The organism is Pseudomonas sp. B111 (assembly GCF_026428275.1).
GTDB classification, from domain to species: Bacteria; Pseudomonadota; Gammaproteobacteria; order Pseudomonadales; family Pseudomonadaceae; genus Pseudomonas; species Pseudomonas aeruginosa.
Genome location: NZ_CP097857.1, coordinates 5,527,203 through 5,552,481 on the forward strand (window position 1 = coordinate 5,527,203; position 25,279 = coordinate 5,552,481).

Annotated in this window: 29 protein-coding genes; 21 read left to right on the forward strand and 8 right to left on the reverse strand. The window is 66.4% G+C overall.

Annotation, left to right across the window (positions count from 1 at the left end; genetic code table 11):
• Nucleotides 1-5: 5 nt before the first annotated feature.
• The 3 genes from M6E97_RS25570 to M6E97_RS25580 all read left to right on the forward strand — a co-directional run bounded on the left by M6E97_RS25570 (nt 6) and on the right by M6E97_RS25580 (nt 4,124).
• Nucleotides 6-1,238 carry a TIGR02270 family protein gene (locus M6E97_RS25570; RefSeq protein ID WP_033938669.1) on the forward strand — a complete coding sequence of 411 codons (1,233 nt, stop codon included), beginning with the start codon at nt 6-8 and terminating at the stop codon, nt 1,236-1,238.
• Nucleotides 1,239-1,613: 375 nt separating this feature from the next.
• On the forward strand, nt 1,614-2,342 hold the full coding sequence (locus M6E97_RS25575; protein WP_003083701.1) for a carbonic anhydrase: 729 nt from the start codon (nt 1,614-1,616) through the stop codon (nt 2,340-2,342).
• Between the two features lie 210 nt (nt 2,343-2,552).
• Nucleotides 2,553-4,124 carry a SulP family inorganic anion transporter gene (locus M6E97_RS25580; RefSeq protein WP_003136999.1) on the forward strand — a complete coding sequence of 524 codons (1,572 nt, stop codon included), beginning with the start codon at nt 2,553-2,555 and terminating at the stop codon, nt 4,122-4,124.
• On the opposite strand, the gene M6E97_RS25585 is transcribed toward M6E97_RS25580, so the two are convergent.
• Nucleotides 4,111-4,749 carry a hypothetical protein gene (locus M6E97_RS25585; RefSeq protein ID WP_016254346.1) on the reverse strand — a complete coding sequence of 213 codons (639 nt, stop codon included), beginning with the start codon at nt 4,747-4,749 and terminating at the stop codon, nt 4,111-4,113. The genes M6E97_RS25580 and M6E97_RS25585 overlap by 14 nt on opposite strands.
• A gap of 371 nt (nt 4,750-5,120) precedes the next feature.
• On the opposite strand from M6E97_RS25585, the gene coxB reads away from it, so the two are divergent.
• Genes coxB through M6E97_RS25605 form a run of 4 tightly spaced genes read left to right on the forward strand, consistent with a single transcriptional unit; the run spans nt 5,121 to nt 9,310 of the window.
• Nucleotides 5,121-6,245, forward strand: a complete 1,125-nt coding sequence (coxB, locus tag M6E97_RS25590; RefSeq protein ID WP_003101203.1) for a cytochrome c oxidase subunit II — start codon at nt 5,121-5,123, stop codon at nt 6,243-6,245.
• Between the two features lie 9 nt (nt 6,246-6,254).
• Entirely contained in the window at nt 6,255-7,847 is a 1,593-nt protein-coding gene (gene ctaD, locus M6E97_RS25595) for a cytochrome c oxidase subunit I (protein WP_003083723.1), read from the forward strand.
• A 10-nt stretch (nt 7,848-7,857) separates the two neighbouring features.
• A complete protein-coding gene (locus tag M6E97_RS25600; protein ID WP_003083725.1) occupies nt 7,858-8,412 on the forward strand; it encodes a cytochrome c oxidase assembly protein in 555 nt (184 codons plus the stop codon).
• Between the two features lie 10 nt (nt 8,413-8,422).
• Nucleotides 8,423-9,310, forward strand: a complete 888-nt coding sequence (locus M6E97_RS25605; RefSeq protein ID WP_003083728.1) for a cytochrome c oxidase subunit 3 — start codon at nt 8,423-8,425, stop codon at nt 9,308-9,310.
• Between the two features lie 15 nt (nt 9,311-9,325).
• Here M6E97_RS25605 and M6E97_RS25610 read toward each other — a convergent pair whose 3' ends face one another.
• Nucleotides 9,326-9,535, reverse strand: coding sequence for a twin transmembrane helix small protein (locus M6E97_RS25610; protein WP_003110653.1), 210 nt, complete (start codon nt 9,533-9,535; stop codon nt 9,326-9,328).
• 15 nt (nt 9,536-9,550) lie between these two features.
• Between M6E97_RS25610 and M6E97_RS25615 the strand changes: the two genes are divergently transcribed.
• From M6E97_RS25615 to senC, 5 genes are all read left to right on the forward strand, one after another.
• Complete coding sequence (locus M6E97_RS25615) at nt 9,551-10,345, forward strand: SURF1 family protein (protein ID WP_023092256.1); 795 nt, start codon at nt 9,551-9,553, stop codon at nt 10,343-10,345.
• Complete coding sequence (locus tag M6E97_RS25620) at nt 10,320-10,898, forward strand: hypothetical protein (protein WP_003101218.1); 579 nt, start codon at nt 10,320-10,322, stop codon at nt 10,896-10,898. Before M6E97_RS25615 ends, M6E97_RS25620 begins: the two co-directional genes overlap by 26 nt.
• Nucleotides 10,899-10,962: 64 nt before the next feature.
• A complete protein-coding gene (locus tag M6E97_RS25625; protein ID WP_023874786.1) occupies nt 10,963-12,036 on the forward strand; it encodes a COX15/CtaA family protein in 1,074 nt (357 codons plus the stop codon).
• Nucleotides 12,037-12,061: 25 nt separating this feature from the next.
• The gene (cyoE, locus tag M6E97_RS25630; RefSeq protein WP_003083746.1) at nt 12,062-12,976 is read left to right on the forward strand and encodes a heme o synthase; all 915 of its coding nucleotides are present in this window, start codon (nt 12,062-12,064) and stop codon (nt 12,974-12,976) included.
• Nucleotides 12,977-13,001: 25 nt separating this feature from the next.
• The gene (gene senC, locus M6E97_RS25635; RefSeq protein WP_003083748.1) at nt 13,002-13,637 is read left to right on the forward strand and encodes a cytochrome c oxidase copper chaperone SenC; all 636 of its coding nucleotides are present in this window, start codon (nt 13,002-13,004) and stop codon (nt 13,635-13,637) included.
• A 39-nt stretch (nt 13,638-13,676) separates the two neighbouring features.
• Here the strand turns inward: senC and M6E97_RS25640 are convergent, their stop codons facing one another.
• Nucleotides 13,677-14,129, reverse strand: a complete 453-nt coding sequence (locus tag M6E97_RS25640) for a GNAT family N-acetyltransferase (RefSeq protein WP_009314933.1) — start codon at nt 14,127-14,129, stop codon at nt 13,677-13,679.
• Between the two features lie 131 nt (nt 14,130-14,260).
• On the opposite strand from M6E97_RS25640, the gene M6E97_RS25645 reads away from it, so the two are divergent.
• From M6E97_RS25645 to M6E97_RS25675, 7 genes are all read left to right on the forward strand, one after another.
• The gene (locus M6E97_RS25645) at nt 14,261-14,734 is read left to right on the forward strand and encodes a winged helix-turn-helix transcriptional regulator (RefSeq protein WP_003083753.1); all 474 of its coding nucleotides are present in this window, start codon (nt 14,261-14,263) and stop codon (nt 14,732-14,734) included.
• A gap of 256 nt (nt 14,735-14,990) precedes the next feature.
• Nucleotides 14,991-15,719, forward strand: a complete 729-nt coding sequence (locus M6E97_RS25650; protein WP_003083755.1) for an SDR family oxidoreductase — start codon at nt 14,991-14,993, stop codon at nt 15,717-15,719.
• 24 nt (nt 15,720-15,743) lie between these two features.
• Nucleotides 15,744-16,331, forward strand: coding sequence for a 2-hydroxychromene-2-carboxylate isomerase (locus M6E97_RS25655; RefSeq protein ID WP_003083757.1), 588 nt, complete (start codon nt 15,744-15,746; stop codon nt 16,329-16,331).
• Between the two features lie 229 nt (nt 16,332-16,560).
• Nucleotides 16,561-17,910, forward strand: coding sequence for a C4-dicarboxylate transporter DctA (locus M6E97_RS25660; RefSeq protein WP_003119513.1), 1,350 nt, complete (start codon nt 16,561-16,563; stop codon nt 17,908-17,910).
• 48 nt (nt 17,911-17,958) lie between these two features.
• Nucleotides 17,959-18,645 (forward strand): FadR/GntR family transcriptional regulator, encoded by a 687-nt coding sequence (locus tag M6E97_RS25665; protein ID WP_003083762.1) that lies wholly within the window; start codon nt 17,959-17,961, stop codon nt 18,643-18,645.
• Nucleotides 18,646-18,745: 100 nt separating this feature from the next.
• Nucleotides 18,746-19,480, forward strand: coding sequence for a GntR family transcriptional regulator (locus M6E97_RS25670; protein WP_003110658.1), 735 nt, complete (start codon nt 18,746-18,748; stop codon nt 19,478-19,480).
• Nucleotides 19,481-19,659: 179 nt separating this feature from the next.
• Nucleotides 19,660-20,070 (forward strand): aegerolysin family protein, encoded by a 411-nt coding sequence (locus M6E97_RS25675; protein WP_003110659.1) that lies wholly within the window; start codon nt 19,660-19,662, stop codon nt 20,068-20,070.
• Nucleotides 20,071-20,101: 31 nt separating this feature from the next.
• Here the strand turns inward: M6E97_RS25675 and M6E97_RS25680 are convergent, their stop codons facing one another.
• The 4 genes from M6E97_RS25680 to M6E97_RS25695 all read right to left on the reverse strand — a co-directional run bounded on the left by M6E97_RS25680 (nt 20,102) and on the right by M6E97_RS25695 (nt 22,611).
• Complete coding sequence (locus tag M6E97_RS25680) at nt 20,102-21,010, reverse strand: LysR family transcriptional regulator (RefSeq protein ID WP_003083769.1); 909 nt, start codon at nt 21,008-21,010, stop codon at nt 20,102-20,104.
• Nucleotides 21,011-21,309: 299 nt separating this feature from the next.
• Nucleotides 21,310-21,591, reverse strand: coding sequence for a type II toxin-antitoxin system toxin ParE (gene parE, locus M6E97_RS25685; protein WP_003083773.1), 282 nt, complete (start codon nt 21,589-21,591; stop codon nt 21,310-21,312).
• Nucleotides 21,588-21,815 (reverse strand): CopG family ribbon-helix-helix protein, encoded by a 228-nt coding sequence (locus M6E97_RS25690; RefSeq protein ID WP_003083775.1) that lies wholly within the window; start codon nt 21,813-21,815, stop codon nt 21,588-21,590. Before M6E97_RS25690 ends, parE begins: the two co-directional genes overlap by 4 nt.
• Nucleotides 21,816-21,990: 175 nt before the next feature.
• Nucleotides 21,991-22,611: a hypothetical protein gene (locus M6E97_RS25695; protein WP_003101226.1), complete on the reverse strand. Its 621-nt coding sequence runs from the start codon at nt 22,609-22,611 to the stop codon at nt 21,991-21,993.
• A 100-nt stretch (nt 22,612-22,711) separates the two neighbouring features.
• Here M6E97_RS25695 and M6E97_RS25700 point away from each other — a divergent pair, with 100 nt between their 5' ends.
• Together M6E97_RS25700 and M6E97_RS25705 are read left to right on the forward strand one after the other, a co-directional pair.
• Complete coding sequence (locus M6E97_RS25700; protein WP_003162763.1) at nt 22,712-23,212, forward strand: LEA type 2 family protein; 501 nt, start codon at nt 22,712-22,714, stop codon at nt 23,210-23,212.
• Between the two features lie 72 nt (nt 23,213-23,284).
• Complete coding sequence (locus M6E97_RS25705; RefSeq protein WP_003101229.1) at nt 23,285-23,626, forward strand: zinc ribbon domain-containing protein YjdM; 342 nt, start codon at nt 23,285-23,287, stop codon at nt 23,624-23,626.
• Between the two features lie 81 nt (nt 23,627-23,707).
• On the opposite strand, the gene gabP is transcribed toward M6E97_RS25705, so the two are convergent.
• Nucleotides 23,708-25,135, reverse strand: coding sequence for a GABA permease (gabP, locus tag M6E97_RS25710; RefSeq protein WP_003083784.1), 1,428 nt, complete (start codon nt 25,133-25,135; stop codon nt 23,708-23,710).
• Between the last annotated feature and the right edge of the window lie 144 nt (nt 25,136-25,279).

The window sequence follows — 25,279 nt, forward strand, 5'->3', positions numbered from 1 at the left end:
CGACGATGAATGTCGCCGCTGTCATCGACCAGCACGTCGAGGAGGCCGGCTTTCTGGCGGGGCTGCGCGACCATGCCGTGCGTGCTCCCCACTACGACCTGGCGCACCTGCTGGATCTCGACAATCGGATTGAGGCGCATCTGGATGCGTTGCAGATAGGTGGACTGAGGAGCCTGGACCTGGTGCTGAAGGCGCTGGACACAAACGCCGAGGGAGAGGTTTTCGTCGCTGCGATACTGGTGTTTCGTGGCACGAACGGTACAGCCCTGGCCCAGTTGTGCGAGCACCTACGGCGTTTTCCCGAGGGCGCGCGATTCTTCGCCGCAGCCCTCGGCTGGCTCGACTGGGACCAGGCGCGGCCCTGGGTGGAGCGCCTGCTGGCCTCGCCCGAGCCGCTGTTCCGCGCCATTGGCCTGGCCGCCTGCGGCATGCACCGGCATGACCCGGGGCCGGCGCTGCTGTCCGCCCTTGGCCACGCCGACCCGGCGGTGCTGGCGCGCGCCGCGCGCACCGCCGGCGAACTGCGTCGGCGCGACCTGATGGCGAATATCCGCGCCTACCGCGCCCACGACGACCCGAGCCTGCGCTTCTGGGCCAACTGGGCCACCGCGCAGATGGGCGACGAGGAGGCGTTAGGGCCATTGCGTGCGTTCGCCGGGCAGCCCGGCCCGTTCCAGCTGCCGGCGACCATGGTGCTGCTCGCCTGGCAGCCGCGTGACACCAGCATGGCCTGGATTCGCCAACTGATGCAGGCGGCGGACACGCGGCGGATCGGCATCCAGGCCACCGGCCTGTTCGGCGATCCGGTGGCGGTGCCCTGGCTGATCCAGCAGATGCGCGACGAGAGTCTGGCGCGGGTCGCCGGCGAGGCCTTCAGCCTGATCACCGGCGCCGACCTGGCGTTGCTCGACCTGGAGCTGGAGGCCTTGCCCGACTACGACCCAGGCCCCAACGACGATCCCGACGACGACAACGTCGCCCTCGACGACGACGAGAACCTTACCTGGCCGGAGGCGGAGCGAGTCTCCGCCTGGTGGCGTGACAACGGCGCGCGCTTCGTCGCCGGGCGCGCCTACCTGCTCGGCGAACCTCTGGGCGAGGCGCGCTGCCGCCAGGTCCTGCGCAACGGCCAGCAACGCCAGCGAATGGCTGCGGCGTGCCTGCTGGCGCGCTTCGTGCCGAACCTGCCGCTGTTCCCCACCGGTGCGCCGGTGCGCCGCCAACTGGACCTGTTCTGATAGCTGGCTGGCACCGGGCGGCCAGGTCATGGCCGCTGGCGCGGTGCGCCGGGTTTTCCCATTCGACGAATTTCCCTGCACGTAGCCAACCGGTTGACTGAAACCTTTCACCACTTATGCGGGGCGAATGGAAATGCCACTCGTTTGCCATGATAGCCTGTCGACATCCTCTGGAAATATCGTGAAAAAAGCTGGCAACGTGCGAGATAGAGGGATTTTTTAATTTATGGTTAAGCTTCGGGCATTAGCGTTGAGCACCAGAAGTGACCGATCGGTCACGTAGGTCGCTCTGCGTTTGTTGTGCCTTTTTCCTATGGGGAAAGCGTCGGCAGACGTGGGAAAATTCAATCGATCCATTCATCGAGGTTCCGAACCATGCCAGACCGTATGCGGGGCGTTAAGTCCGATTCTCCAGAGCAGGAAAGCGCTGACGACGCATTGAAAAGGATTGTCGATGGATTCCAGCATTTCCGCCGGGAGGTCTTTCCCGAGCAGCAGGCGCTGTTCAAGAAGCTCGCCAATAGCCAGCGGCCGCGGGCGATGTTCATCACCTGCGCGGATTCGCGCATCGTTCCCGAGCTGATCACCCAGAGTTCCCCCGGCGACCTGTTCGTCACCCGCAACGTCGGCAACGTGGTGCCGCCCTACGGGCAGATGAACGGCGGCGTCTCCACCGCCATCGAATACGCCGTGCTGGCGCTGGGCGTGCACCACATCATCGTCTGCGGCCACTCCGACTGCGGGGCGATGCGCGCCGTGCTCGACCCGCAGACCCTGGAACGCATGCCGACGGTCAAGGCCTGGCTGCGGCACGCCGAGGTGGCGCGCACGGTGGTGGCGGACAACTGCGACTGCGGCGCCAGCCACGACACCCTCGGGGTGCTCACCGAAGAGAACGTGGTGGCCCAGCTCGATCACCTGCGCACCCACCCCTCGGTGGCCTCGCGCCTGGCCAGCGGGCAACTGTTCATCCACGGCTGGGTGTACGACATCGAGAGTGCGCAGATCCGCGCCTACGACGCCAAGCAGGGTCGCTTCCTGCCCCTCGACGGCGAGCATCCGGTGCCGATGGCCACGCCCGCGCCGCGCTACCTGAACTCGTGATAGCGGCGGCCGTGCGGGCCGCCGGATAACAACAGCGTTTTCGCGTCACCTTTCGCCGTTCCTGCCATGGACGACCTCTGGGAAGCCCCGTTCCGGGGCTGAACGGGTCGCTATTACAAGAAAAAACACACTGCGCACACACAACCGGCGCCGGGCCTGGTCCTGGCGTCGCTCCCTCGTCGTGGAAAAAATTCGCAGGAGAACTGTGCCATGCATGTTTCAAAGGTGTTTCCGTCCCTCCGGGACACGTTGCCGCGGGACCTGATGGCCTCCGTGGTGGTGTTCCTCGTCGCCCTGCCGCTGTGCATGGGCATCGCCATCGCCTCCGGGATGCCGCCGGCCAAGGGCCTGCTCACCGGCATCGTCGGTGGCCTGGTGGTCGGCTTCCTGGCCGGCTCGCCGCTACAGGTCAGCGGCCCGGCGGCCGGCCTCGCGGTGCTGGTCTTCGAACTGGTGCGTACCTACGGGGTGGCCATGCTCGGGCCGATCCTGCTGCTCGCCGGCGCCATCCAGCTGCTCGCCGGGCGGCTGCGCCTGGGCTGCTGGTTCCGGGTCACCTCGCCGGCGGTGGTATACGGGATGCTCGCCGGCATCGGCATCCTCATCGTCCTTTCGCAATTGCACGTGATGCTCGACCTGGCGCCCAAGGCGTCCGGCCTCGACAACCTGCTGGCATTCCCCCAGGCGGCGTTCGCCGCGCTCGGTTCGCTGGGCATGGACAGCGGCCTCGACGCGGCGCTGCTCGGGCTGGGCACCATCGCGGTGATGTGGGGCTGGGACAAGCTGCGTCCGCAACGCCTGCGCTTCCTACCCGGCGCGCTGCTCGGCGTGAGCCTGGCGACCCTGGCCAGCCTCTGGCTGGCGCTGGACGTGCGACGGGTCGAGGTACCGGCCAACCTCGGCGAGGCCATCGACTGGCTACGCCCGGTCGACCTGCTGGCCCTGGCCGATCCCTCCCTGCTGCTGGCGGCGGTGGTGGTGGCCTTCATCGCCAGTGCGGAGACCCTGCTCTCGGCGGCGGCGGTGGATCGCCTGCACGACGGCCCGCGCTCGGACATGGATCGCGAGTTGTCCGCCCAGGGGGTCGGCAACATGCTCTGCGGCCTGCTCGGCGCGCTGCCGATGACCGGGGTGATCGTACGCAGCTCGGCCAACGTCAACGCCGGTGCGCGAACCCGCGCCTCGGCGATCTTCCACGGCCTCTGGTTGCTCGCCTTCGTCCTCCTGCTCGGCAGCCTGCTGCGGCAGATTCCGGTGGCGAGCCTGGCCGGGGTGCTGGTCTATACCGGGGTCAAGCTGGTCGATTTCAAGGCCCTCGGCAACCTCTCTCGCTACGGCCGGATGCCGATGCTGGTGTACGCGGCCACCGCCCTGGCCATCGTCTTCACCGACCTGCTGACCGGCGTGCTGGTGGGCTTCGCCCTGACCCTGCTGAAGCTGGTGCTGAAGGCGGCGCGGCTGAAGATCGCCCTGCGCTACACCGGCGAGCATGAAGCCGAGCTGCGCCTGAGCGGCGCCGCGACTTTCCTCAAGGTGCCGGCGCTGTCGCGGGTGCTCGACGAGGTCAAGCCGGGGACCACCCTGCACGTACCGATGGATAACCTCAGCTATGTCGACCATGCCTGCATGGAGCTGCTCGAGGATTGGGGGCGGATGGCACCGGTGCAGGGCTCGCGCCTGGTGATCGAACCGCGCGCCTTGAAGCGTCGCCTGGAAGGGCGCCTGCGCGGCAGCGTCGGGTTGGGCGGCGCGCGCAATGGCGGGGCGGTCAGCCCAGGCTGAGTTCCACCCCGAGCTGCTTCGACAGGCACGGCCACTGCTGCCAGGCGGCGACCACCCGCGGGTTCTTCAGGTTCTCGCGGTAGGCGCGGGCCGAGTCGGCGTCGAAGGTGGTGGCGTCGAGCATGTTCTCCACCGCATGGTGGACGGCTTCGTCCAGCCGATTGGCGAACGGTTCGCCGATCAACTGGTGGGCCACCAGGTTGGCCACGGTGGTGTCCAGCGGGATCAGCGCCTGGCCGAAGTGGGCGATGTAGCGGTCGTTCACTTCTTCCACCAGGCGGTGCGCCAGGTAGGCCTCGTCGAGCAGGGCGTCGAGGCCGTCGTGGCCGGCGAGCAACGCCGGCGGGGTGAGGAAGAACTGCTCGGCGACCTTCAGCACCGGCTTGATCCGTTCCTCGATGCCGGCTTCGCGGGCCACGCTGTTGGCGGCGTCGAGCAGGTCCGGCACCTGTTCGACATAGGCGTGGACGAAGCGGGTGAGTATGTCTTCCGTGTTCTCGCCTTGCGGCTGGATGGTGCGATGCAGGCGGGGCAGGCAGCTGGCTATCAGATCAGCCAGGTGACCGTGGCGGGCTTCGCTGAGGTGCGCCTGCTGGATGAGTTCACGGAGGGCAGCGGTGTTCATGGGTTCTCCCATACAACGGGGATGGTGAAGAAGAGGAGAAACATAGCCGGCGGCGCGCGCCGGCTAAGACGCGATTGTCATAATCGCTTCGTGGTTATGCGAGGATGATATATCAGGCGGCCACCATTCGCCTGCAAAGCCACGCCGCTCGCGGCTTTTAGAGAAGAATCGGCACTTTCCAGCGACGTTTTTACGCTGCGTTGTTATGTCGCAGCCGCTGTCTATACTCCCACTCGAATGCTGAACCTGATGAACCCGGCCTGCCTTGCTGTGTGCCGAGGTGCGACGGTCAAAGTTCGTTGTCTTGGCGGTCCACCCCTTGGCCGTTGGCGTCTGCCGGCGGGATAAAAACAACGATAAGGGGAACCCGAATGCTGCGACATCCACGAGTCTGGATGGGCTTCCTTTTGCTCTCGGCGATCAGCCAGGCGAATGCCGCCTGGACGGTCAACATGGCCCCGGGCGCTACCGAGGTGAGCCGGTCCGTCTTCGACCTGCACATGACCATCTTCTGGATCTGCGTGGTGATCGGCGTGCTGGTCTTCGGCGCGATGTTCTGGTCGATGATCGTCCACCGCCGCTCCACCGGCCAGCAGCCGGCGCATTTCCACGAGAGCACCACGGTGGAAATCCTCTGGACGGTGGTGCCGTTCGTGATCCTGGTGGTGATGGCGGTGCCCGCCACCCGCACCCTGATCCACATCTACGACACTTCCGAGCCGGAGCTGGACGTGCAGGTCACCGGCTACCAGTGGAAGTGGCAGTACAAGTACCTGGGCCAGGACGTCGAGTACTTCAGCAACCTGGCCACCCCGCAGGACCAGATCCACAACCGGCAGGCGAAGGACGAGCATTACCTGCTGGAGGTGGACGAGCCGCTGGTGCTGCCGGTGGGCACCAAGGTGCGCTTCCTGATCACCTCCAGCGACGTGATCCATTCCTGGTGGGTGCCGGCCTTCGCGGTCAAGCGCGACGCCATCCCCGGCTTCGTCAACGAGGCCTGGACCAAGGTCGACGAGCCCGGCATCTACCGCGGCCAGTGCGCCGAGCTGTGCGGCAAGGACCACGGCTTCATGCCGATCGTGGTCGACGTCAAGCCCAAGGCCGAGTTCGACCAGTGGCTGGCCAAGCGCAAGGAAGAGGCGGCGAAGGTCAAGGAACTGACCAGCAAGGAGTGGACCAAGGAAGAACTGGTCGCGCGCGGCGACAAGGTCTACCACACCATCTGCGCCGCCTGCCACCAGGCCGAAGGCCAGGGCATGCCGCCGATGTTCCCGGCGCTGAAGGGCTCGAAGATCGTCACCGGGCCCAAGGAGCACCACCTGGAAGTGGTCTTCAACGGCGTGCCCGGCACCGCCATGGCGGCCTTCGGCAAGCAGCTCAACGAGGTCGACCTGGCCGCGGTGATCACCTACGAGCGCAACGCCTGGGGCAACGACGATGGCGACATGGTCACCCCGAAAGACGTCGTCGCCTACAAGCAGAAACAACAATAGGAGACCGCCATGAGTGCTGTGATCGATACGCCCGACCACCATGCCGGCGACCACCACCACGGACCGGCCAAGGGCCTGATGCGCTGGGTGCTGACGACCAACCACAAGGACATCGGCACCCTCTACCTGTGGTTCAGCTTCATGATGTTCCTGCTCGGCGGCTCGATGGCCATGGTGATCCGCGCCGAGCTGTTCCAGCCCGGCCTGCAGATCGTCGAGCCGGCGTTCTTCAACCAGATGACCACCATGCACGGCCTGATCATGGTCTTCGGCGCGGTGATGCCGGCCTTCGTCGGCCTGGCCAACTGGATGATCCCGCTGATGATCGGCGCGCCGGACATGGCCCTGCCGCGGATGAACAACTTCAGCTTCTGGCTGCTGCCGGCGGCCTTCGGCCTGCTGGTCAGCACCCTGTTCATGCCCGGCGGCGGTCCCAACTTCGGCTGGACCTTCTACGCGCCGCTGTCGACCACCTTCGCCCCGCACAGCGTGACCTTCTTCATCTTCGCCATCCACCTGGCCGGGATCAGCTCGATCATGGGCGCGATCAACGTGATCGCCACCATCCTCAACCTGCGCGCCCCGGGCATGACCCTGATGAAGATGCCGCTGTTCGTCTGGACCTGGCTGATCACCGCGTTCCTGTTGATCGCGGTGATGCCGGTGCTGGCCGGCGTGGTGACCATGATGCTGATGGACATCCACTTCGGCACCAGCTTCTTCAGCGCCGCCGGCGGCGGCGACCCGGTGCTGTTCCAGCACGTGTTCTGGTTCTTCGGCCACCCCGAGGTGTACATCATGATCCTGCCTGCCTTCGGTGCGGTCAGTGCGATCATCCCGACCTTCGCGCGCAAGCCGCTGTTCGGCTACACCTCGATGGTCTACGCCACCGCCAGCATCGCCTTCCTCTCCTTCGTGGTCTGGGCGCACCACATGTTCGTGGTCGGCATCCCGGTCACCGGCGAGCTGTTCTTCATGTACGCCACCATGCTGATCGCGGTGCCCACCGGGGTGAAGGTGTTCAACTGGGTGACCACCATGTGGGAGGGTTCGCTGACCTTCGAGACGCCGATGCTGTTCGCCGTGGCCTTCGTCATCCTGTTCACCATCGGCGGCTTCTCCGGACTGATGCTGGCGATCGCCCCGGCGGACTTCCAGTACCACGACACCTACTTCGTGGTCGCCCACTTCCACTACGTGCTGGTGCCCGGCGCGATCTTCGGCATCTTCGCCTCGGCTTACTACTGGCTGCCGAAGTGGACCGGCCACATGTACGACGAGACCCTCGGCAAGCTGCACTTCTGGATGAGCTTCATCGGCATGAACCTGGCGTTCTTCCCGATGCACTTCGTCGGCCTCGCCGGCATGCCGCGACGGATCCCCGACTACAACCTGCAGTTCGCCGACTTCAACATGGTTTCGTCGATCGGCGCCTTCATGTTCGGCACCACCCAGCTGCTGTTCCTGTTCATCGTCATCAAGTGCATCCGCGGCGGCAAGCCGGCCCCTGCCAAGCCCTGGGACGGCGCCGAGGGCCTGGAGTGGAGCATCCCCTCGCCGGCGCCCTACCACACCTTCAGCACCCCGCCCGAGGTCAAGTGAGGAGCGCGCCATGAGCGATGCCAAGGTCGATACCCGCCGCCTGGTCGGCCGCCTGCTGCTGGTGACCGTGCTGATGTTCGCCTTCGGCTTCGCCCTGGTGCCGCTCTACGACGTGATGTGCCGCGCCCTGGGGATCAACGGCAAGACCGCCGGCAGCGCCTACAGCGGCGAGCAGCAGGTGGATGTCGGGCGCGAGGTGAAGGTGCAGTTCATGACCTCGAACAATATCGACATGGTCTGGGAGTTCCGCTCCGCCGGCGACCAGTTGGTGGTGCATCCCGGCGCGGTGAACCAGATGGTGTTCTACGCGCGCAACCCGAGCGACAAGCCGATGACCGCGCAGGCCATCCCGAGCATCGCCCCGGCCGAGGCCGCCGCCTACTTCCACAAGACCGAATGCTTCTGTTTCACCCAGCAGGTGCTGCAACCCGGCGAGAGCATCGAGATGCCGGTGCGCTTCATCGTCGACCGCGATCTGCCCAAGGATGTGCGGCACGTGACGCTGGCCTACACCCTCTTCGATATCACTGCGCGGAAGCCGCCCGTACCGGTTGCGGGACGATAAGGAGAACAACATGGCAAGCCACGAACACTATTACGTCCCCGCCCAGAGCAAGTGGCCGATCATCGCCAGCATCGGCCTGCTGGTGACGGTGTTCGGCCTGGGTACCTGGTTCAACGACCTCACCGCAGGCCACAAGGAATCCCATGGCCCGTGGATCTTCTTCGTCGGCGGGCTGATCATCGCCTACATGCTGTTCGGCTGGTTCGGCAACGTCATCCGCGAGAGCCGCGCCGGACTCTACAGCGCGCAGATGGACCGCTCGTTCCGCTGGGGCATGAGCTGGTTCATCTTCTCCGAGGTGATGTTCTTCGCCGCCTTCTTCGGCGCGCTGTTCTACGTCCGCCACTTCGCCGGTCCCTGGCTCGGCGGCGAGGGTGCCAAGGGCGTGGCGCACATGCTCTGGCCGAACTTCCAGTACAGCTGGCCGCTGCTGCAGACCCCGGACCCGAAGCTGTTCCCGCCGCCGAGCGCGGTGATCGAGCCGTGGAAGCTGCCGCTGATCAACACCATCCTGCTGGTCACCTCCAGCTTCACCGTGACCTTCGCCCACCACGCCCTGAAGAAGAACAAGCGCGGCCCGCTCAAGGCCTGGCTGGCGTTGACCGTGCTGCTGGGGATCGCCTTCCTGATCCTGCAGGCCGAGGAGTACGTGCACGCCTACAACGAGCTGGGCCTGACCCTCGGCGCCGGTATCTACGGCTCGACCTTCTTCATGCTCACCGGCTTCCACGGCGCCCACGTGACCCTCGGCGCGCTGATCCTCAGCATCATGCTGATCCGCATCCTGCGCGGTCACTTCGATGCCGAGCACCACTTCGGCTTCGAGGCCGCCAGTTGGTACTGGCACTTCGTCGATGTGGTCTGGATCGGCCTGTTCATCTTCGTCTACGTGATCTGACCGCCACCGGGGGAATCAGAAATGCCAGGGCGCGTGGCTGTTCAGCTCGCCGCTGTAGAAGCCCCAGGCGACCAGCGCCAGGGTCGCCGCGGCGAGCACCACGCGGACGGTCAGCGAATTGACCACGCGGGAACCATGGCCCTGGTCCTTGACCAGGAAGAACAGGCCGCTGAACAGGCTCACCAGGGTAGCCAGCAGTAGCAGGACGATCGCCACTTTCAACATGGTGGGACTCCGGCGATGGGGGGATTCATGCAGTATAGCCAGCGCCTCGGGGAGGCCGGACGCAATGACAGACGCAGCATGCGTGGCGCGTTCCGCCCCGGCCTGCTGCCGACCCTGGTGGTCCTCGGCCTGCTGCCGGTGCTGCTCTGGCTGGGCACCTGGCAGTTGCAGCGGGCCGACGAGAAGCGCGCCCTGCTGGCCAGCTACGAGGCCCGGCGCGGCGCCGAGCCGGTGTCGCCCGGGCAGCTAGAGGGGCTGCGCGACCCGGCGTACGTCCGCGTGCGCCTGCACGGCCGCTTCGACGAGCGGCATACGCTGCTGCTGGATAACCGGCTGCGCAACGGGCAGGCCGGGGTCGAGGTGCTGCAACCCTTCTACGACCAGGCCAGCGGCCTCTGGCTGCTGGTCAACCGCGGCTGGGTCGCATGGACTGACCGACGCTCGCCGCCGGCGCTGGAAACCCCCGACCGCGTCCTCCTGCTCGATGCCTGGACCTACCTGCCGCCACCCGGCGGCCTGCACCTGGCCGACGCGCCGGCCGGCGGCTGGCCGCGCCTGGTGACCCAGCTCGACATCCCGGCGCTGTGGCAGGCCTTCGGTCGCGCCGGGCTGCCCTGGGAAATCCGCCTGGAACCGGGCGACGCCAGCTTCGACACCGACTGGCCCCTGGTCTCGATGCCGCCGGAGCGGCACACCGGCTACGCCGTGCAGTGGTTCGCCCTGGCGACGGCCCTGCTCGCCCTCTACCTCTACCTCGGTGTGCGCCGCGCACGGGAGAAAAACCATGAGTCTCGCGATTCCGATGCCTGAACGTCCGCGCCGCGCCCGTGGCCGCCTGCAACTGCTGGCGATCATCGGCCTGGTGGTGGGGCCGATGCTGCTCGCCAGCGCCATGTACAAATGGAATTTCTGGGTTCCGCAGGGGCGCAGCTACAGCGGCGCGCTGATCGGCAACGGCCAGACCCCCGCCGACCTCGGCGTGCAGGGACGCAGCCAGGGCGAGCAGTGGCAACTGCTGGTGACCGCGCCGGGCACTTGCGGCGAGGACTGCCAGCAACTGGTCTACCTGGCCCGCCAGGTCAACATCGCCCTCGGCCGCGAAGCCTCGCGCGCCGGCCACGCCCTGGCCGCCAGCGGCGAGCTGCCGGCGGACTTCGCCAACCTGGTGAGGCAGGACTACCCGCGCCTGCAGCGCTACGGCCTGGACCCGGCCCTGTACGACAAGGCCGGCGGCGGCGAGCGGCCGCTGCTGTGGGTGGTCGACCCGCACGGCAACCTGGTGCTGCGCTACGACGCCAAGGCCAACGGCAAGAAGCTGCTGAAGGACGTGCAACTGCTGCTCAAGCTCTCGCATATCGGTTGATCGGCGTGGCCGGCGCGGTTCCCGGCCCGATGAGGACAGAACGACAAGAAAAAGGGGCCCGCGAATGTCAGGCGCAACCCGCAAACCCGGTTTCACCGTCGCCGTGCTGGCGACCCTGCTGGCCGCCGTGGTGGTCCTGCTCGGCGCCTATACCCGGCTGACCCACGCCGGCCTCGGCTGTCCGGACTGGCCAGGCTGCTACGGCTTCGTCCACGTGCCGCTGAGCGAGGCGCAACTGGCCCACGCCGAACTGCACTTCCCCGACGCCCCGGTGGAGGCACAGAAGGGCTGGAACGAGATGATCCACCGCTATTTCGCCGGCGCCCTCGGCCTGCTCATCCTTGGCCTGGCGTTGCATGCGCTGGTCCGCCGCGGGCGCGACGGCCAACCGCTGAAGCTGCCGCTGCTGCTGCTCGCGGTGGTGATCGCGCAGGCCGCCTTCGGCATGTGGACGGTGACCCTCAAGCTCTGGCCGCAGGTGGTCACCGCCCATCTGCTCGGCGGCTTCACCACCCTGGCGCTGCTCTTTCTCCTCGCCCTGCGCCTCTCCGGACGCTTCGCGGCGCGGCGCTACCCGGCGGCGACCCGCGGACTGGCGGGGCTGGCCCTGCTCCTGGTGATCGGCCAGATCGCCCTCGGCGGCTGGGTCAGCAGCAACTATGCGGCGGTGGCCTGCATCGACCTGCCCACCTGCCATGGCGAGTGGTGGCCGCGGATGGACTTCGCCAACGGCTTCCACCTGACCCAGCACATCGGCCCCAACTACCTCGGCGGCCAGCTCGACAGCGACGCGCGCACGGCGATCCACATGACCCACCGGATCGGCGCGCTGTGCGTGACCCTGGTCCTCCTGCTGCTCGCCTGGCGCCTGCAGCGCAGCGGCGTGGTCTGGCCGACCGCGCTGATGCTGCTCGGCCTGTCGCTGCAGATCGGCCTGGGCATCAGCAACGTGCTGCTGCACCTGCCGCTGCCGGTGGCGGTGGCGCACAACGGCGGTGGCGCCCTGCTGCTGCTCAGCCTGGTGCTGGTCAACTATCGCCTGCGCGCGCCGGCCAGCGTCCGCGCGCCGGCACCGTCGCCGCAGCGCGTGCGCCGCACGCTGCCGCCGGCGCAAGGTTCGCGGCTGAAGGCCGCCTGACAGACAGAAGGATGGAGGTAAGGATATGGCCACCGTCATCGATCGCCACAGCCAGCCGACCTGGCGCGACTTCCTCGAACTGACCAAGCCCAAGGTCGTGGTGCTGATGCTGATCACCTCGCTGATCGGCATGCTGCTCGCCACCAAGGCGCCGCTGGATGGCTTCGTGCCCTGGCAGGTGCTGATCTTCGGCAACCTCGGCATCGGCCTTTGTGCCGGCGCGGCGGCGGCGGTCAACCATGTGGTGGACCGGCGCATCGACTCGATCATGGCGCGGACCCACAAGCGGCCGCTGGCCGAGGGCCGGGTGTCGCCGAGCATGGCGCTGGGCTTCGCGCTGCTCCTGGCGCTGGCCGGGATGGCCGTGCTGCTGGCCTTCACCAACCCGCTGACGGCCTGGCTGACCCTCGCCTCGCTGCTCGGCTACGCGGCGCTCTACACCGGCTTCCTGAAGCGCGCCACGCCGCAGAACATCGTCATCGGCGGGCTCGCCGGGGCGGCGCCGCCGCTGCTCGGCTGGGTCGCCATCACCGGCCACCTGAGCGCCGAGCCGCTGTTGCTGGTACTGATCATCTTCGCCTGGACCCCACCGCACTTCTGGGCGCTATGCATCCACCGCAAGGACGAATACGCCAAGGCCGACATCCCGATGCTGCCGGTGACCCACGGCGAGCGCTACACCAAGCTGCACATCCTGCTCTATACCCTGGTGCTGTTCGCGGTGAGCCTGATGCCGTTCGTCATCCACATGAGCGGGCTGGTCTATCTGCTCTGCGCCCTGGCCCTGGGCGCGCGCTTCCTCGACTGGGCCTGGGCGCTCTACTGTGACAGCCGGCCACATGCGGCGATAAAGACCTTCAAGTACTCTATCGTCTACCTGTTCCTGCTGTTCATGGCGCTGCTGGTGGACCACTATCTGCCGCTGAAGCTGCTTCTCTGATCCCACTCTAGAGCCTTGCCCACCCATGACTCGAGTCAACAAGACCGTCCTCGTCCTCGTCGCCCTGGTTGCCCTGGTCCTCGGCCTCACCGTGCACAAGGTGCTCACCGCCCAGCGCCAGGCCGATCCCACCGTGCTGCTCGACGCCGGCATCGTGATCCTGCCGCAGACGCGCAAGGTGCCGGCGCTGGAGTTCACCAACCAGGACGGCCAGGCGGTCAGCACCGCCAGTCTCAAGGGTCGCTGGCACCTGCTGTTCTTCGGCTACACCTTCTGCCCCGATGTCTGCCCGACCACCCTCGCCCAGCTCCGCGAATTGCAGGGCAAGCTGCCGCAGGAGGTGCGCGACGACCTGCAGGTGGTATTCGTCAGCGTCGATCCGAACCGCGACACGCCGCAGCAGATCAAGCAATACCTGGGCTACTTCAACGCCGGCTTCCAGGGGCTCACCGGTACTCCGGAGAACATCCAGAAGCTGGCCAACGCCATGAGCATCCCCTACATCCCCGCCGACACCAGCAAGCCCAACTACACCGTCGACCACAGCGGCAACCTGGTGATCATCGGCCCGGACGGCGAGCAGCACGGCTTCATCCGCGCGCCGCTGAACAACGCCAAGCTGGAAGCCCAACTGCCCGGCGTGCTCAAGCCGCAGGCCTGATTCCCTTCCCTCCCCCCACCGTCCGCGGCGTTCCGGGCCTCAGGCCCGGCGCATGCCGATGTGCGGGATGTCGTCTTCCAGGTAGACCTCGGTGACCGCGACGAAGCCATAGCGGCTGTAGTAGCCCTGCAGGTGGGCCTGGGCCGAGAGGTATACCGGGGTGTCCAGCCAGAGGCGCTCCGCCGCCTGCAGCGCGCGTTCCATCAACTGGTGACCGAGCCCCTGGCCGCGCGCGGCCGAGGAACTGACCACTCGGCCGATCACCACCTGGCCCTCGTGGCGAACCGGGTCTAGCAGGCGCAGGTAGGCGAGCAACTGGCCGTCGCGCCAGGCCATCAGGTGATGGGTATCGCCGACCAGGTCGAGGCCGTCGACTTCCTGGTAGGGGCATTTCTGTTCCACCACGAAGACCTCGGTGCGCAATTGCAGCAGTGCGTAGAGTTCCTTCAGGGTGAGGTCGGCGTGGTGCTTGCAGGTCCAGTCGAGCGACATGGTCGGGATTCCGGGACAGGGGACAGGAACGCGGTTATGCCATGGGCGGCGGGCCGCTGGAAAGGCGTGGCCGGTCGGTTTCGTTTCAGAACCCACGCGGCTATCCTTTGCCGAACGGCTGGAGGTGTCTCATGCGTTGGGAAGAACTGAGCGAGCAACCCTGTTCGCTGGCGCGGGTGCTGGCGATCCTCGGCGATCGCTGGACCCTGCTGGTATTGCGCGACTGCTTTCTCGGCGTGCGCCGTTTCGACGACTTCGAGCGCAGCCTCGGCGTGACCCGCCACGTCCTCGCCGACCGCCTCAAGCGCCTTGTCGAAGCGGAGATACTGGCCAAGGTGCCCTACCAGGAAAGGCCGCTGCGCGAGGAATACCGGCTTACCGAGAAAGGGATGGAACTGTACCCGGCCATCCTTTCCCTGGTGAACTGGGGCGACCGCCACCTCGCCGGCGTCGAGGGGCCGCCACTCGAGCATGTGCACAAGCATTGCGGCCAGCACATGCATGGCGTGCTGGTCTGTTCCGAATGCGGTGAGCCGCTGCACGCGCGGGACGTGACGGTACGCGAGGGGCTGTTCTGGAAGGGGCGCCTGCTGCGGCGCGGCTGAGCGTTCCAGGCCTGGCCGCCGACGCGAATCGGCGGATAAACGCCGATGGCGTTACGGCAGGAAGGACGCTGTCGTACCAGGCTCCGCCGACCGGTCCCCTCTCTTCAGGGAGAGGACGTGCCGGGCAGGCCGGGACAGGCAGAGTAATTGGTGCGCGGATATCACTCGAGCCCTTGCCAGTTGACAAGTTCCTTTTAAGAACTAACTATCGTCTCTATTGGGTTCTAAAAAAGAACTAACAAGAGAGGCCTCTGCAATGACCCAGCGCAAAGCGGTTCTGGTAATGGGCGCCGGCGACGCCACCGGTGGCGCCATCGCCCGGCGGTTCGCCCGCGAGGGCTACGTGGCGTGCGTCGCCCGGCGCAACGCGGAGAAGCTGGAGCCGCTGGTGCAGGCCATCCGCGACCAAGGCGGCGAGGCCCTGGCCTGCGGCTGCGACGCACGCCAGGAGCAGCAGGTGATCGACCTCTTCGCCCGCATCGAGGGTGAGGTCGGTGCGCTGGAGGCGGTGATCTTCAACGTCGGCGCCAACGTCTGGTTCCCGATCACCGAAACCACCGAACGGGTCTATCGCAAGGTCTGGGAGATGGCCGCCTTCGGCGGCTTCCTCACCGGCCGCGAGGCGGCGCGGGTGATGCTGCCGCGGCAGCGCGGAACGATCATCTTCACTGGCGCCACCGCCTCGTTGCGCGGCCGCGCGCATTTCGCCGCGTTCTCCGGCGCCAAGTTCGCCCTGCGTGCCCTGGCCCAGAGCATGGCGCGCGAGCTGGGGCCGAAGGGCATCCACGTCGCCCACCCGATCATCGACGGCGCCATCGACACCGACTTCATCCGCGAAACCCTGCCCGAGCTGTACAAGCGCAAGGAGCAGGACGGCATCCTCGATCCCGAGCACATCGCCGAGACCTACTGGCAGATCCACTGCCAGCCGCGCGACTGCTGGGTACACGAACTGGACCTGCGCCCCTGGATGGAAACCTTCTGATCCCCGCCACGGAAAGAGCCACGCATGAGCAAGCAAATCGAGTTCTTCTTCGACTTCGGCAGTCCCACCACCTACCTCGCCTGGACCCAACTGCCGCGCATCGCCGCCGCCCATGGCGCGAGCATCGCCTGGCGGCCGATGCTGCTGGGCGGCGTGTTCAAGGCCACCGGCAACCATTCGCCGATCGAGGTGCCGGCCAAGGGGCGCTACACCCTCCACGACCTGGCGCGCTATGCGAAACGCTACGGCGTGCCGCTGGCCTTCAACCCGGCCTTCCCGATCAACACCCTGACGCTGATGCGCGGCGCCCAGGGCTATCTCGGCGGCGAAGGGTTCCACCCCTACCTGAAAGCGGTGTTCGAAGCGTTGTGGGTACGACAGCAGAACCTCGGCAAGCCCGAGGTGGTCGCCCAGGTGTTGGCGGAGGCCGGGTTCGATCCGGATGAGTTCCTCCGCCTGGTTGGCGACGAGCAGGTCAAGGAGGGGCTCAAGGCGACCACCGAAGAGGCGGTGCGGCGCGGCGTCTTCGGCGCGCCCAGCTTCTTCGTCGGCGACCAGTTGTTCTTCGGCCAGGATCGCCTCGATTTCGTCGCCGAGGCCCTTGCCGGCTGACCTCCCCTTCCCCGCGGCGAGCCGCTCTGGCCCGCCGCCTTGCGCCATCCGAGCGCCCTTCTCCCGGCTGCGGCCCGCGCGTGCCGCGGTTCCTGGCCATTCGTCGCGCCCGCCGATAGCGGCTTGTCAGGCCGACTTCTTTGCGTATAGGCTGAACTGGTCAGACCGGTAATACCACAATAAAAATGCGTTCATCGCCCGCCTCCGCGAGGCCCGATGGAAGCGCCGAATGGAGACTCCTGCGATGTTCATCAAGCGCTGTTCCCGCTCGATATTCCTGCAAGTCGTGATTGGCCTGGTGATAGGCGTCATCTGCGGGGTCGGCATTCCCGACCTGGCCGTGCAGATGAAGCCGCTGGGCGATGGCTTCATCAAGCTGATCAAGATGCTCATCGCACTGATCGTCTTCTGCGTGGTGGTCAACGGCATCTCCGGCGCCGGCGACCTGAAGAAGGTCGGCCGCATCGGCCTGAAGTCGGTGATCTACTTCGAAATCCTCACCACCATCGCCCTGGTCCTCGGCCTGGTGGTCGCCTACAGCCTGGGCCTGGGCAGCGGCGCCAACATCCATCTCAACGAACTGCCCGCCGGCGACGTCGCCCTGTATACCGGGCGCACCCAGGAGATCCACGGCCCCGTGGCATTCCTCATGGGCCTGATCCCGACCTCTGTGTTCAGCGCCTTCGCCGAGAACGACATCCTCCAGGTCCTGTTGTTCTCCGTGCTGTTCGGCAGCGCCCTGAACCTGGTCGGCGAGCAGGCCAGCGGCGTGGCCCGCCTGATCAACGAATTCAGCCACATCGTGTTCCGCATCATGGGCATGATCGTGCGCCTGGCACCGCTCGGCGTGTTCGGCGCGGTGGCCTTCACCACCGCCCGCTACGGCGTCGACTCGCTCAGCCACCTGGGCGCGCTGGTGCTGGTGTTCTACGCCACCTGCCTGGTCTTCGTCATGGCGGTGCTCGGCAGCGTCCTGCGTCTCTCCGGGGTGCGCATGCTGCCGTTCCTGCGCTACTTCCGCGAAGAGCTGCTGATCGTGATGGGCACCGCCTCCTCCGACGCGGTGCTGCCGCAGGTGATGCGCAAGCTCGAGCACATGGGCATCCGCAGCTCCACGGTAGGCCTGGTGATTCCCACCGGCTACTCGTTCAACCTCGACGGATTCTCGATCTACCTGACCCTGGCGGTGGTGTTCATCGCCCACGTCACCGGCACGCCGCTGGCGATGACCGACCTGGTCACCATCCTGCTGGTTTCGCTAGTGACCTCCAAGGGTGCCCACGGCATTCCCGGCTCGGCCCTGGTGATCCTCGCCGCCACCCTCACCGCGGTGCCGGCGATCCCGGTGGCCGGCCTGGTGCTGGTGCTTTCGGTGGACTGGTTCATGGGCATCGGCCGCGCGCTGACCAACCTGATCGGCAACTGCGTGGCCACCGTGACCATCGCCCGCTGGGAAAACGACATCGATATGCCGCGCGCGCAGGCCATACTCGACGGGCGCCTGGAGGCGCCGGCCAAGGCCGACGGCGAGCCGCTCAAGCGCAGCGCGGTGGCCGGGGAAGGCAAGCTGCATGGCTGACGCGCCGAGGCGCGTTGCACGTCCGATTGGCAAGTAAAGGGAGGCGACATGTTTTCTTCGTCCAAGCTGGTCAACGCGGTTGCCCAGCGCCTGCTCGACACCATCGAGCAGGGTCGCTGGGTCGCCGGCCAGATGTTGCCCGGCCAGCGCGAGCTGGCTGAGCAGATGGAAATCAGCCGGCCGAGCCTGCGCGAGGCGATCATGGTCCTGGAGACCCTGGGCGTGGTCCGTTCGCTGCCGGGCAAGGGCGTGATGGTCCTCGAACGCAGCGAGCCGCTGCGCGAGGTCGCGGCGCCCGGCGAGGCGACCATGGAAGACGTCCTGCAACTGCGCTATGCGCTGGAGCCGTTCATCGTCGGCATCGTCGCGCAGAGCGCCGGGGCGGCGGAGATCAGCGAACTGCGGCTGTTGCTGCTGGACCTGCGCGAAGCGGTCGAGGATGGCGACCCGCAGGCTCTGGTGGAGGCCTACACGGCCTTCCACCGGCGCCTGGTGAAGCTCACCTCGAACCCGATCTTCCTCAGCGTTTCCGAGCAGATCGGCAGCGCCCTGGAACGCAGCGACAACCTGGTCCGCCGCCAGCCGGAATACGCCGAGGAGATCCTCCAGGAACACGACGCCATCCTCCGTGCGATCCGCCAGCACGACAGCGAGCGGGCGAGCCAGGCGATGCGCCAGCACATCCTCAACGAAGGCGCGCGCCTGAACATCGACCTGCGCTTGCCGCAGGTCTGATCGCCCGCGCCAGGGTTCCAACCCGGGACCGTCGCGGCGCCCGGACGGCTTTCGTCCGCCGCCTGCGAAGGCCCACAAGCACGACTCGACAGGTGTGAACATGGTCGGATTCGACGCACGTACCCAGCAGGGCGCCGCGCTGCGCCCCACCAGCCATTTCGTCTACGAAAGCATCTACACGGCAATCCTGGAAAAGCGCCTGGCGCCGGCCGCCAAGCTGAGCAAGGAAACCCTCGGGCAGATCTTCCGGGTCAGCAACGGCACCATCCAGCGTGCCCTCACCCGTCTCGCCGAGGACGGCGCGGTGGTGATGCCGCCGAAGGAGGTCGCCAGCGTCGCCCGCCCGGACGAGCGCCAGGCGCGGCAGGTGCTGGACGCGCGCCTGCTGGTGGAAAGCGAAGTGGTGCGACAACTGCCCGCGGGGCTGGATCCCGCCGCCCTTGCCGAGCTGCGGGCGCTGGTCGACGAGGAGCAGGCTTGCCTCGCGGCCCGCGACAGCGCCGGGCTGATCCGTCTCGCCGGGCGTTTCCACCTGCGCCTGGCCGAACTGACCGAGAATCCCTTGCTGCAGGGTTTCGTCCGCGGCCTGGTGGCACGCGCCTCGCTGGACATCGCGCTGAACAAGGGGGCGGTCTATACCGCCGAGGCCTGCGCCGCGCAGCGCGCCCTGCTCGATGCCCTGGAGGACGGCGACAGCGCGGCGGCGGCCGCGCTGATGGACGCTTACCTGCGAGGCCTGTTCGCCCGCATGCGCTTCCTGCCGCCACCCACCACCGACCTGCGCGAGGCATTCGGCATGAAGGCCCCTCGCGGGGAAAAACGCCGGAGGGCCTGACCTCCCCGGCCGCCGCCTACCAGATCTGGCAGGCGGTGGTGGCTGGTGGCCAGCCTATAGTGAAGCGGGTCAGGGATGGCGCCGTGCTGGTCGAAGTAGCCAAGGGTCCGTTGTGAGCGCCCGGTCCTGTCCGTGACGTCCTACAGGAAGCTGTGAACGCATGGTTAACGGAGATCGACATGGCATACGCAGAATGGATCGCAGTGAAGGTCGTGGTATCCAAATCCATCGGCACGGTGGGCATCCGCAACGCCACCTTGCAATGGGGCAAGTTCTACCGCTACACCAACAAGGACGACGAGATTTCCACCGAGGAAGTCAGCAGCATGAACGTGCAGGCCGGCAGCCCGCAATGGATCGCCTCCTGCGGACGGGAGAACGCTTCGTCCGGCACCCAGGGCAGCTTCGACTGCTACGACGGCAACACCAAGATGGGCACCTTCAGCTGGGATGACCCGTGGAAATCCGGCGCCACCAACACCTGGGGCTTCACGCCGGCATCGGCGGACTATGCCGGCATCACCAGCGGCGGCAACGCCACGGGCACGGACATCGGCGAGGTCACCCTGACCCTCGGCCGCTTCTCCTGACGGTACCTGGAGCTGGCCGGCAGTCCGTCGGTCAGCTCCAGCGCTCATCCCCGTCCGTGGCGAACGCTCGCCGCAGCGCCTCGATGGCGACCTTCACCTTGGCCGGCTGGGCCTCTCGCCGTGGCGTCACCGCATAGATGCCGAGCCCGGGAATCCTCCACTCCGGCAAGAGCTGTTGCAGGCGCCCGTCGTTCAGCGCGTCGCGCACCTCCGGCAGCGGCTGGTAGGACACGCCGAGTCCGTCGAGGGTGAACTGACGCACCGCGAGCATCCCGTTGGCGGCCACCCGTGGCTCCAGGCGCAGTTTGCAGACTTCCCCGCCCGGCCCGCTGAGCGTCAGGTGGTTGAGGTGGTTCGAGGTGTTCAGGGAAATCCAGTCGACCTCGGTCAACTGCTCCGGACGGTTGATGGGCGCCCGTTGGCGCAAATAGGCCGGCGCCGCGCAGAGCACGCTGCTCCAGTCGCCGAGGTGGCGCGCCACCAGGCTGGAGTCGGCGAGATTGCCGACGCGGATCGCCAGGTCGATGCGCTCGGCGACCAGATCGATGCGCTCGTCCTGGAAGAACAGTTGCAGGCGCAACTGGCGGTGGTTCTCCAGCAACGGTTTCAGCGCCTGGGTGATCAGCGTGCCGGAGAACCCCACCGGCGCCGCCAGGCGCAACTCACCCACCGGCGCATCGCGCCATTCGCCAAGCCGCCGCTCGGCTTCCTCGGCGATCGCCAGCATCTGCGCGCAACTGCGATAGAACGCCTCGCCGGCCTCGGTCAGGGTCAGCCGGCGGGTGGTGCGATGCAGCAAAGTGACCTGGGCGCGGCTCTCCAGCTTGCGGATCTGCTGGCTGACTGCCGAAGGGGTCATGCCCAGGCTCTGGGCCGCGGCTGCCATCGAGCCCTTGTCCACCACAGTGGCGAAGATCGCCATGCCTTTCAGCGAATCCATGCCGGTTCCTCCTTGCGGGAGACTGCTCCTGGGGAAAAATCACCGGAAAAAGCGCGAGAAAGCATGCCCAGCGGGCGAGGTCGTCGGGTTTCGGAAAAATACGGATGCATATGGGAGCGAAGCATAAGTCAGTTAAAGAACTAATCAGGTTGCAGTGGTCGCAAGTTGGTCGCTCTCATTTGTCTGGTCGAAAAATGTCCATTTCTTGTGAGTTATGGATGTTTTGTCCGAAATAAATAACTACGTACAAGTCAAGGTAAATATTCGTTTTGAAACATCTTGTAACCGTGTGACCACTTTCAGGGGGTAATTTCGACCCTGTCGATGCGCAAAATCTGGATTTCCTTGCCTTTTACCCGAAAAGGGGCGCTGAACGGCCAGCGCTCCAGGGTCAGGGTGCGTACGCCTGGCACCTCGCTGGGCCGCCCTGCCCCCTGGTTGGCTACCTGCTGCAGCGGTTTCACCTGCTCGACGATGTCCTGGACGGCTTTCAGGGCTTTTTCCGGGCCGATCAGCACGACGTAATGGTCGTAGATGGCGTCCAGGTCGGCGGCCGCCTTACGGGTCCACTTCAGGCTCATTGCAGCCCCCAGCGCTTCTCGATCTCGGTGTGTTCCAGCAGGCGACCGGCATTGGCATCGGCCAAGCCTTCATCGATGGCAGCGACCTGCCACTGCTGCCTTTCCAGGTACTGCGCGAGCGCCTGCCGCAGGTGATACGGGCGGTCGCGGTGGGTGGCGCGGGCCAGTTCGTCGAGGGCCGCGACCAGGGCGTCATCGGCGCGGAACGAGACTACGGTGCTCATTTTCTGATCAGCTTCGTTTTCGTTGTATACGGTGTTTACAGTGAAAACAAATGTATACGAAAGCCCTCGGGCGAGCAATCGCCAGGCTGTTTCGTCCGACGAAAAAACCTTTATCGATCAGTGGGTTGAATGAGGAGCCCGCCCCGAGCGGGGCGGGCGGAAGGGGGGCGCGGGATTACCAGGCCTGGTTGAAGTGGAAGCCCTGCCTGGGCGAGAAGCGGGTGTTGACGAGCTTGTAGCCTTCCTCGCCGCGTGGCTTGACCAGCGAGACCTGGCCGACCTGCGGTTGGGTGATCTGTTGCAGGGTGGTCAGGCTGGCCTGCTTGAGCACCTCGGGGTTCTTCGCCCAGTCCTTCACTTCGCGTGGCTTGACCTCGACGGTGACCAACCAGCCCTTTTCCACGGCCGGGCCGTAGTCGTCGGGCTTGGCGGGGTCCACCGAACGGACGCTGACGTCGAAGCCGCTGCTGTAGCAGAAGGCCTTCGACTCGGGCTTGTAGTCCTCGCGGCCGGCGGGCGTGAGGTCGTAGGAATCGCCGTCGCGGCGCAGCAGGCCGACGCCGACCAGCGCGTCGTAGACCGCAGCGTTGCCTTTCGCCGGGCCGGGGCCGGAGAAGCTGTCGGAGAGCGTCACCGGGAAGGTCTTGAACAGGGTGGAGCTGGCGCAGGCGGGTTTGTCGAAGCCGCGCTCGGCGAGCAGGCGGGCGATCTCCTCGCTGGACGGAGCGGAGTCCGAGCAGGCGGCGAGGAACAGTGGGAGGGCGGCGACGAGGCCGCGCAGAACGCGTGTAGGCATGGGCATGTCCTTTGTCCATTGGCGCAGCCGGATCGGCTGCGCGGCGAATTCTAGCGGCTGTGGCACCATGGGCGCACATTCGACCCAAGGAGGAGAACCCATGCGCCTGCCTGCGAACCTCGGCCGCCTGCTGCCGGCCCTGTGCCTGGGCGTCCTGTTGAGCGCCTGCAGCACCTTCGGCCAGCGCGATCCGTTGCGTATCGACCTGGTCGGCCTGGAACCCCTGCCGGGGCAAGGCATGGAGATGCGCTTCATGGTCAAGCTGCGGGTACAGAACCCCAACGACGAGCCGATCGAATACAACGGCATCGCCCTCGACCTCGACGTCAACGGCCAGCCCCTGGCCAGCGGCGTCAGCGACCAGACCGGCGAGGTGCCGCGCTTCGGCGAGCGGGTGGTGAGCGTGCCGCTGACCGTCTCCGCCTTTTCCGCCTTCCGCCAGGCCTGGGGCCTGAGCAACAACGCGCCGACCCGGGGCATGCCCTACGTGGTGAAGGGCAAGCTCGCCGGAGGCCTGTTCGGCACCGTGCGCTTCAGCGAAAAGGGCACCCTCGACTTCTCCGGGCCGGCCCTCGGCGCGCCGAAGACCAAGGGGCTCTGAGGCGGTTCGGCAGGGGAGCGAGAAACCCTATATAATCTGCGGTTTTCGTCCCCCTGCTGAAGAGAGAATGCCGTGAGCACGCTGCCGCCCTGTCCCCAATGCAACTCCGAATACACCTACGAGGATGGTGCGCTGCTGGTCTGCCCGGAGTGCGCCCATGAATGGTCGCCGAACGAGGCCGCTACGGCGTCCGATGATGGCAAGGTGATCAAGGATTCGGTGGGCAACGTTCTCCAGGACGGCGATACCATCACCGTGATCAAGGACCTGAAAGTGAAAGGCTCCTCGCTGGTGGTGAAGGTCGGCACCAAGGTGAAGAACATCCGCCTGGTGGACGGCGACCACGACATCGATTGCAAGATCGACGGCATTGGCGCGATGAAGCTGAAATCGGAATTCGTCAGGAAGGTCTGAGACGACCTTGCCTGAAGAAGCCCGGCCATTGGCCGGGCTTTTCTTTGGAGGGCTGCCTGGGTTCTTCCCCCGGTGGTGGGCTCAGACCCGCGCCGTCTTCCCGGCGTAGTCCTCGCCGAGGCGCGGCTTGCGTCGCGCGTTGAGCAGCCCGAGGCAGACGGTGAAGATCGTCAGCAGAGCGGTGGCGAACACCTCGTGACGGTGCTCCGGCATGATCAGCATGATGCTCAGTGCGGCGACGATGAACAGGATCACCGCCCAGGTCAGCCAGGGATATAGCCACATGCGGAACTCGATGGGCTGGCCGCTGGCCTGCAATTGCTTGCGCATGCGCAACTGGGCCACGGCGATCACCAGGTACACCAGTAGCGCCACGGCGCCGGAGCTGGCGAGGAGGAAGGTGAAGACCTTCTCCGGTGCGAAGTAGTTGACGATGGTGGTGAGGAAGCCCACCGCGGTGCTGGCCAGCACCGCCGGGCGTGGTACGTGGGCGGTGTTGGTCAGCTTGAGCACGCTCGGGGCGTCGCCGCGCTTGGCCAGGGAGAAGACCATCCGCGACGAGGTGTAGATCGCCGAGTTCAGGCAACTGGCCACGGCGACCAGTACCACCAGGTCGACGATCAGCTTGGCGTGCGGGATGTCCAGCAGCTCCAGGGCGCGCTGGTAGGAGCCGACCTGGATCAGCAGCGGGTCGTTCCACGGCACGATGGAGATCACGATGAAGATCGACACCAGGTAGAACAGGCCGATCCGCCAGATCACCGAGTTGGTGGCGCGGGTGATCTGCTTCGCCGGGTCCTTGGACTCGGCGGCGGCGATGGTGACGATCTCGGTGCCCATGAAGCTGAACATGGTCGTCAGCAGGGCGCCGAGCACCGCGCCGTAGCCGTTCGGCACGAAGCCGCCGTGGCTCGCCATCAGGCTGGACAGGCCGCTGACCTCGCGTTCCGGCAGGCCGCCGACGATGGCCACCGCGCCGAGCACGATGAAGGCGATGATGGCGATCACCTTGAGCAGCGCGAACCAGAATTCGAACTCGCCGTAGCGGGCCACGCTGAAGAGGTTGGTGACGGTGAGCAGGAAGGTCACCGCGAGGGCGAAGATCCAGGTGTCGATGGCCGGGAACCAGGCGTTGAGGATGGCCGCGGCGGCGATCGCTTCGAGGGGGATCACCAGCACCCAGAACCACCAGTAGAGCCAGCCGATGGTGAAACCGGCCCAGCGGCCGATGGAGCGATCGGCGTAGGTGGAGAAGGAACCGGTATCGGGGGAGGCGACCGCCATTTCGCCGAGCATGCGCATGACCAGCACCACCAGGGTGCCGGCGATCAGGTAGGCGAGCAGGGCGGCCGGGCCGGCGGCGGCGATGGCATGGCCGGAGCCGACGAACAGGCCGGCGCCGATCACCCCGGCGATCGACAGCATGGTGACGTGGCGTTGTTTCAGGCCGGGCGCGAGCGAGGCGTTGCGCTTGTTCGGCAGTTGTGAAGCCAGTACGACTTTGGACATCGTTGAGACCCTTTAATTGTTCTTGGGCAAGGTCTGGGCCGCCTTGTGGGCGACGCCATGGGTGCGGCCGTGGGTGAGGTTTCACGGCGGTGGAACGTTGCGGACTCCTGATTGCGGAAAAAGAAAAAAGGCATGGTCGTTACC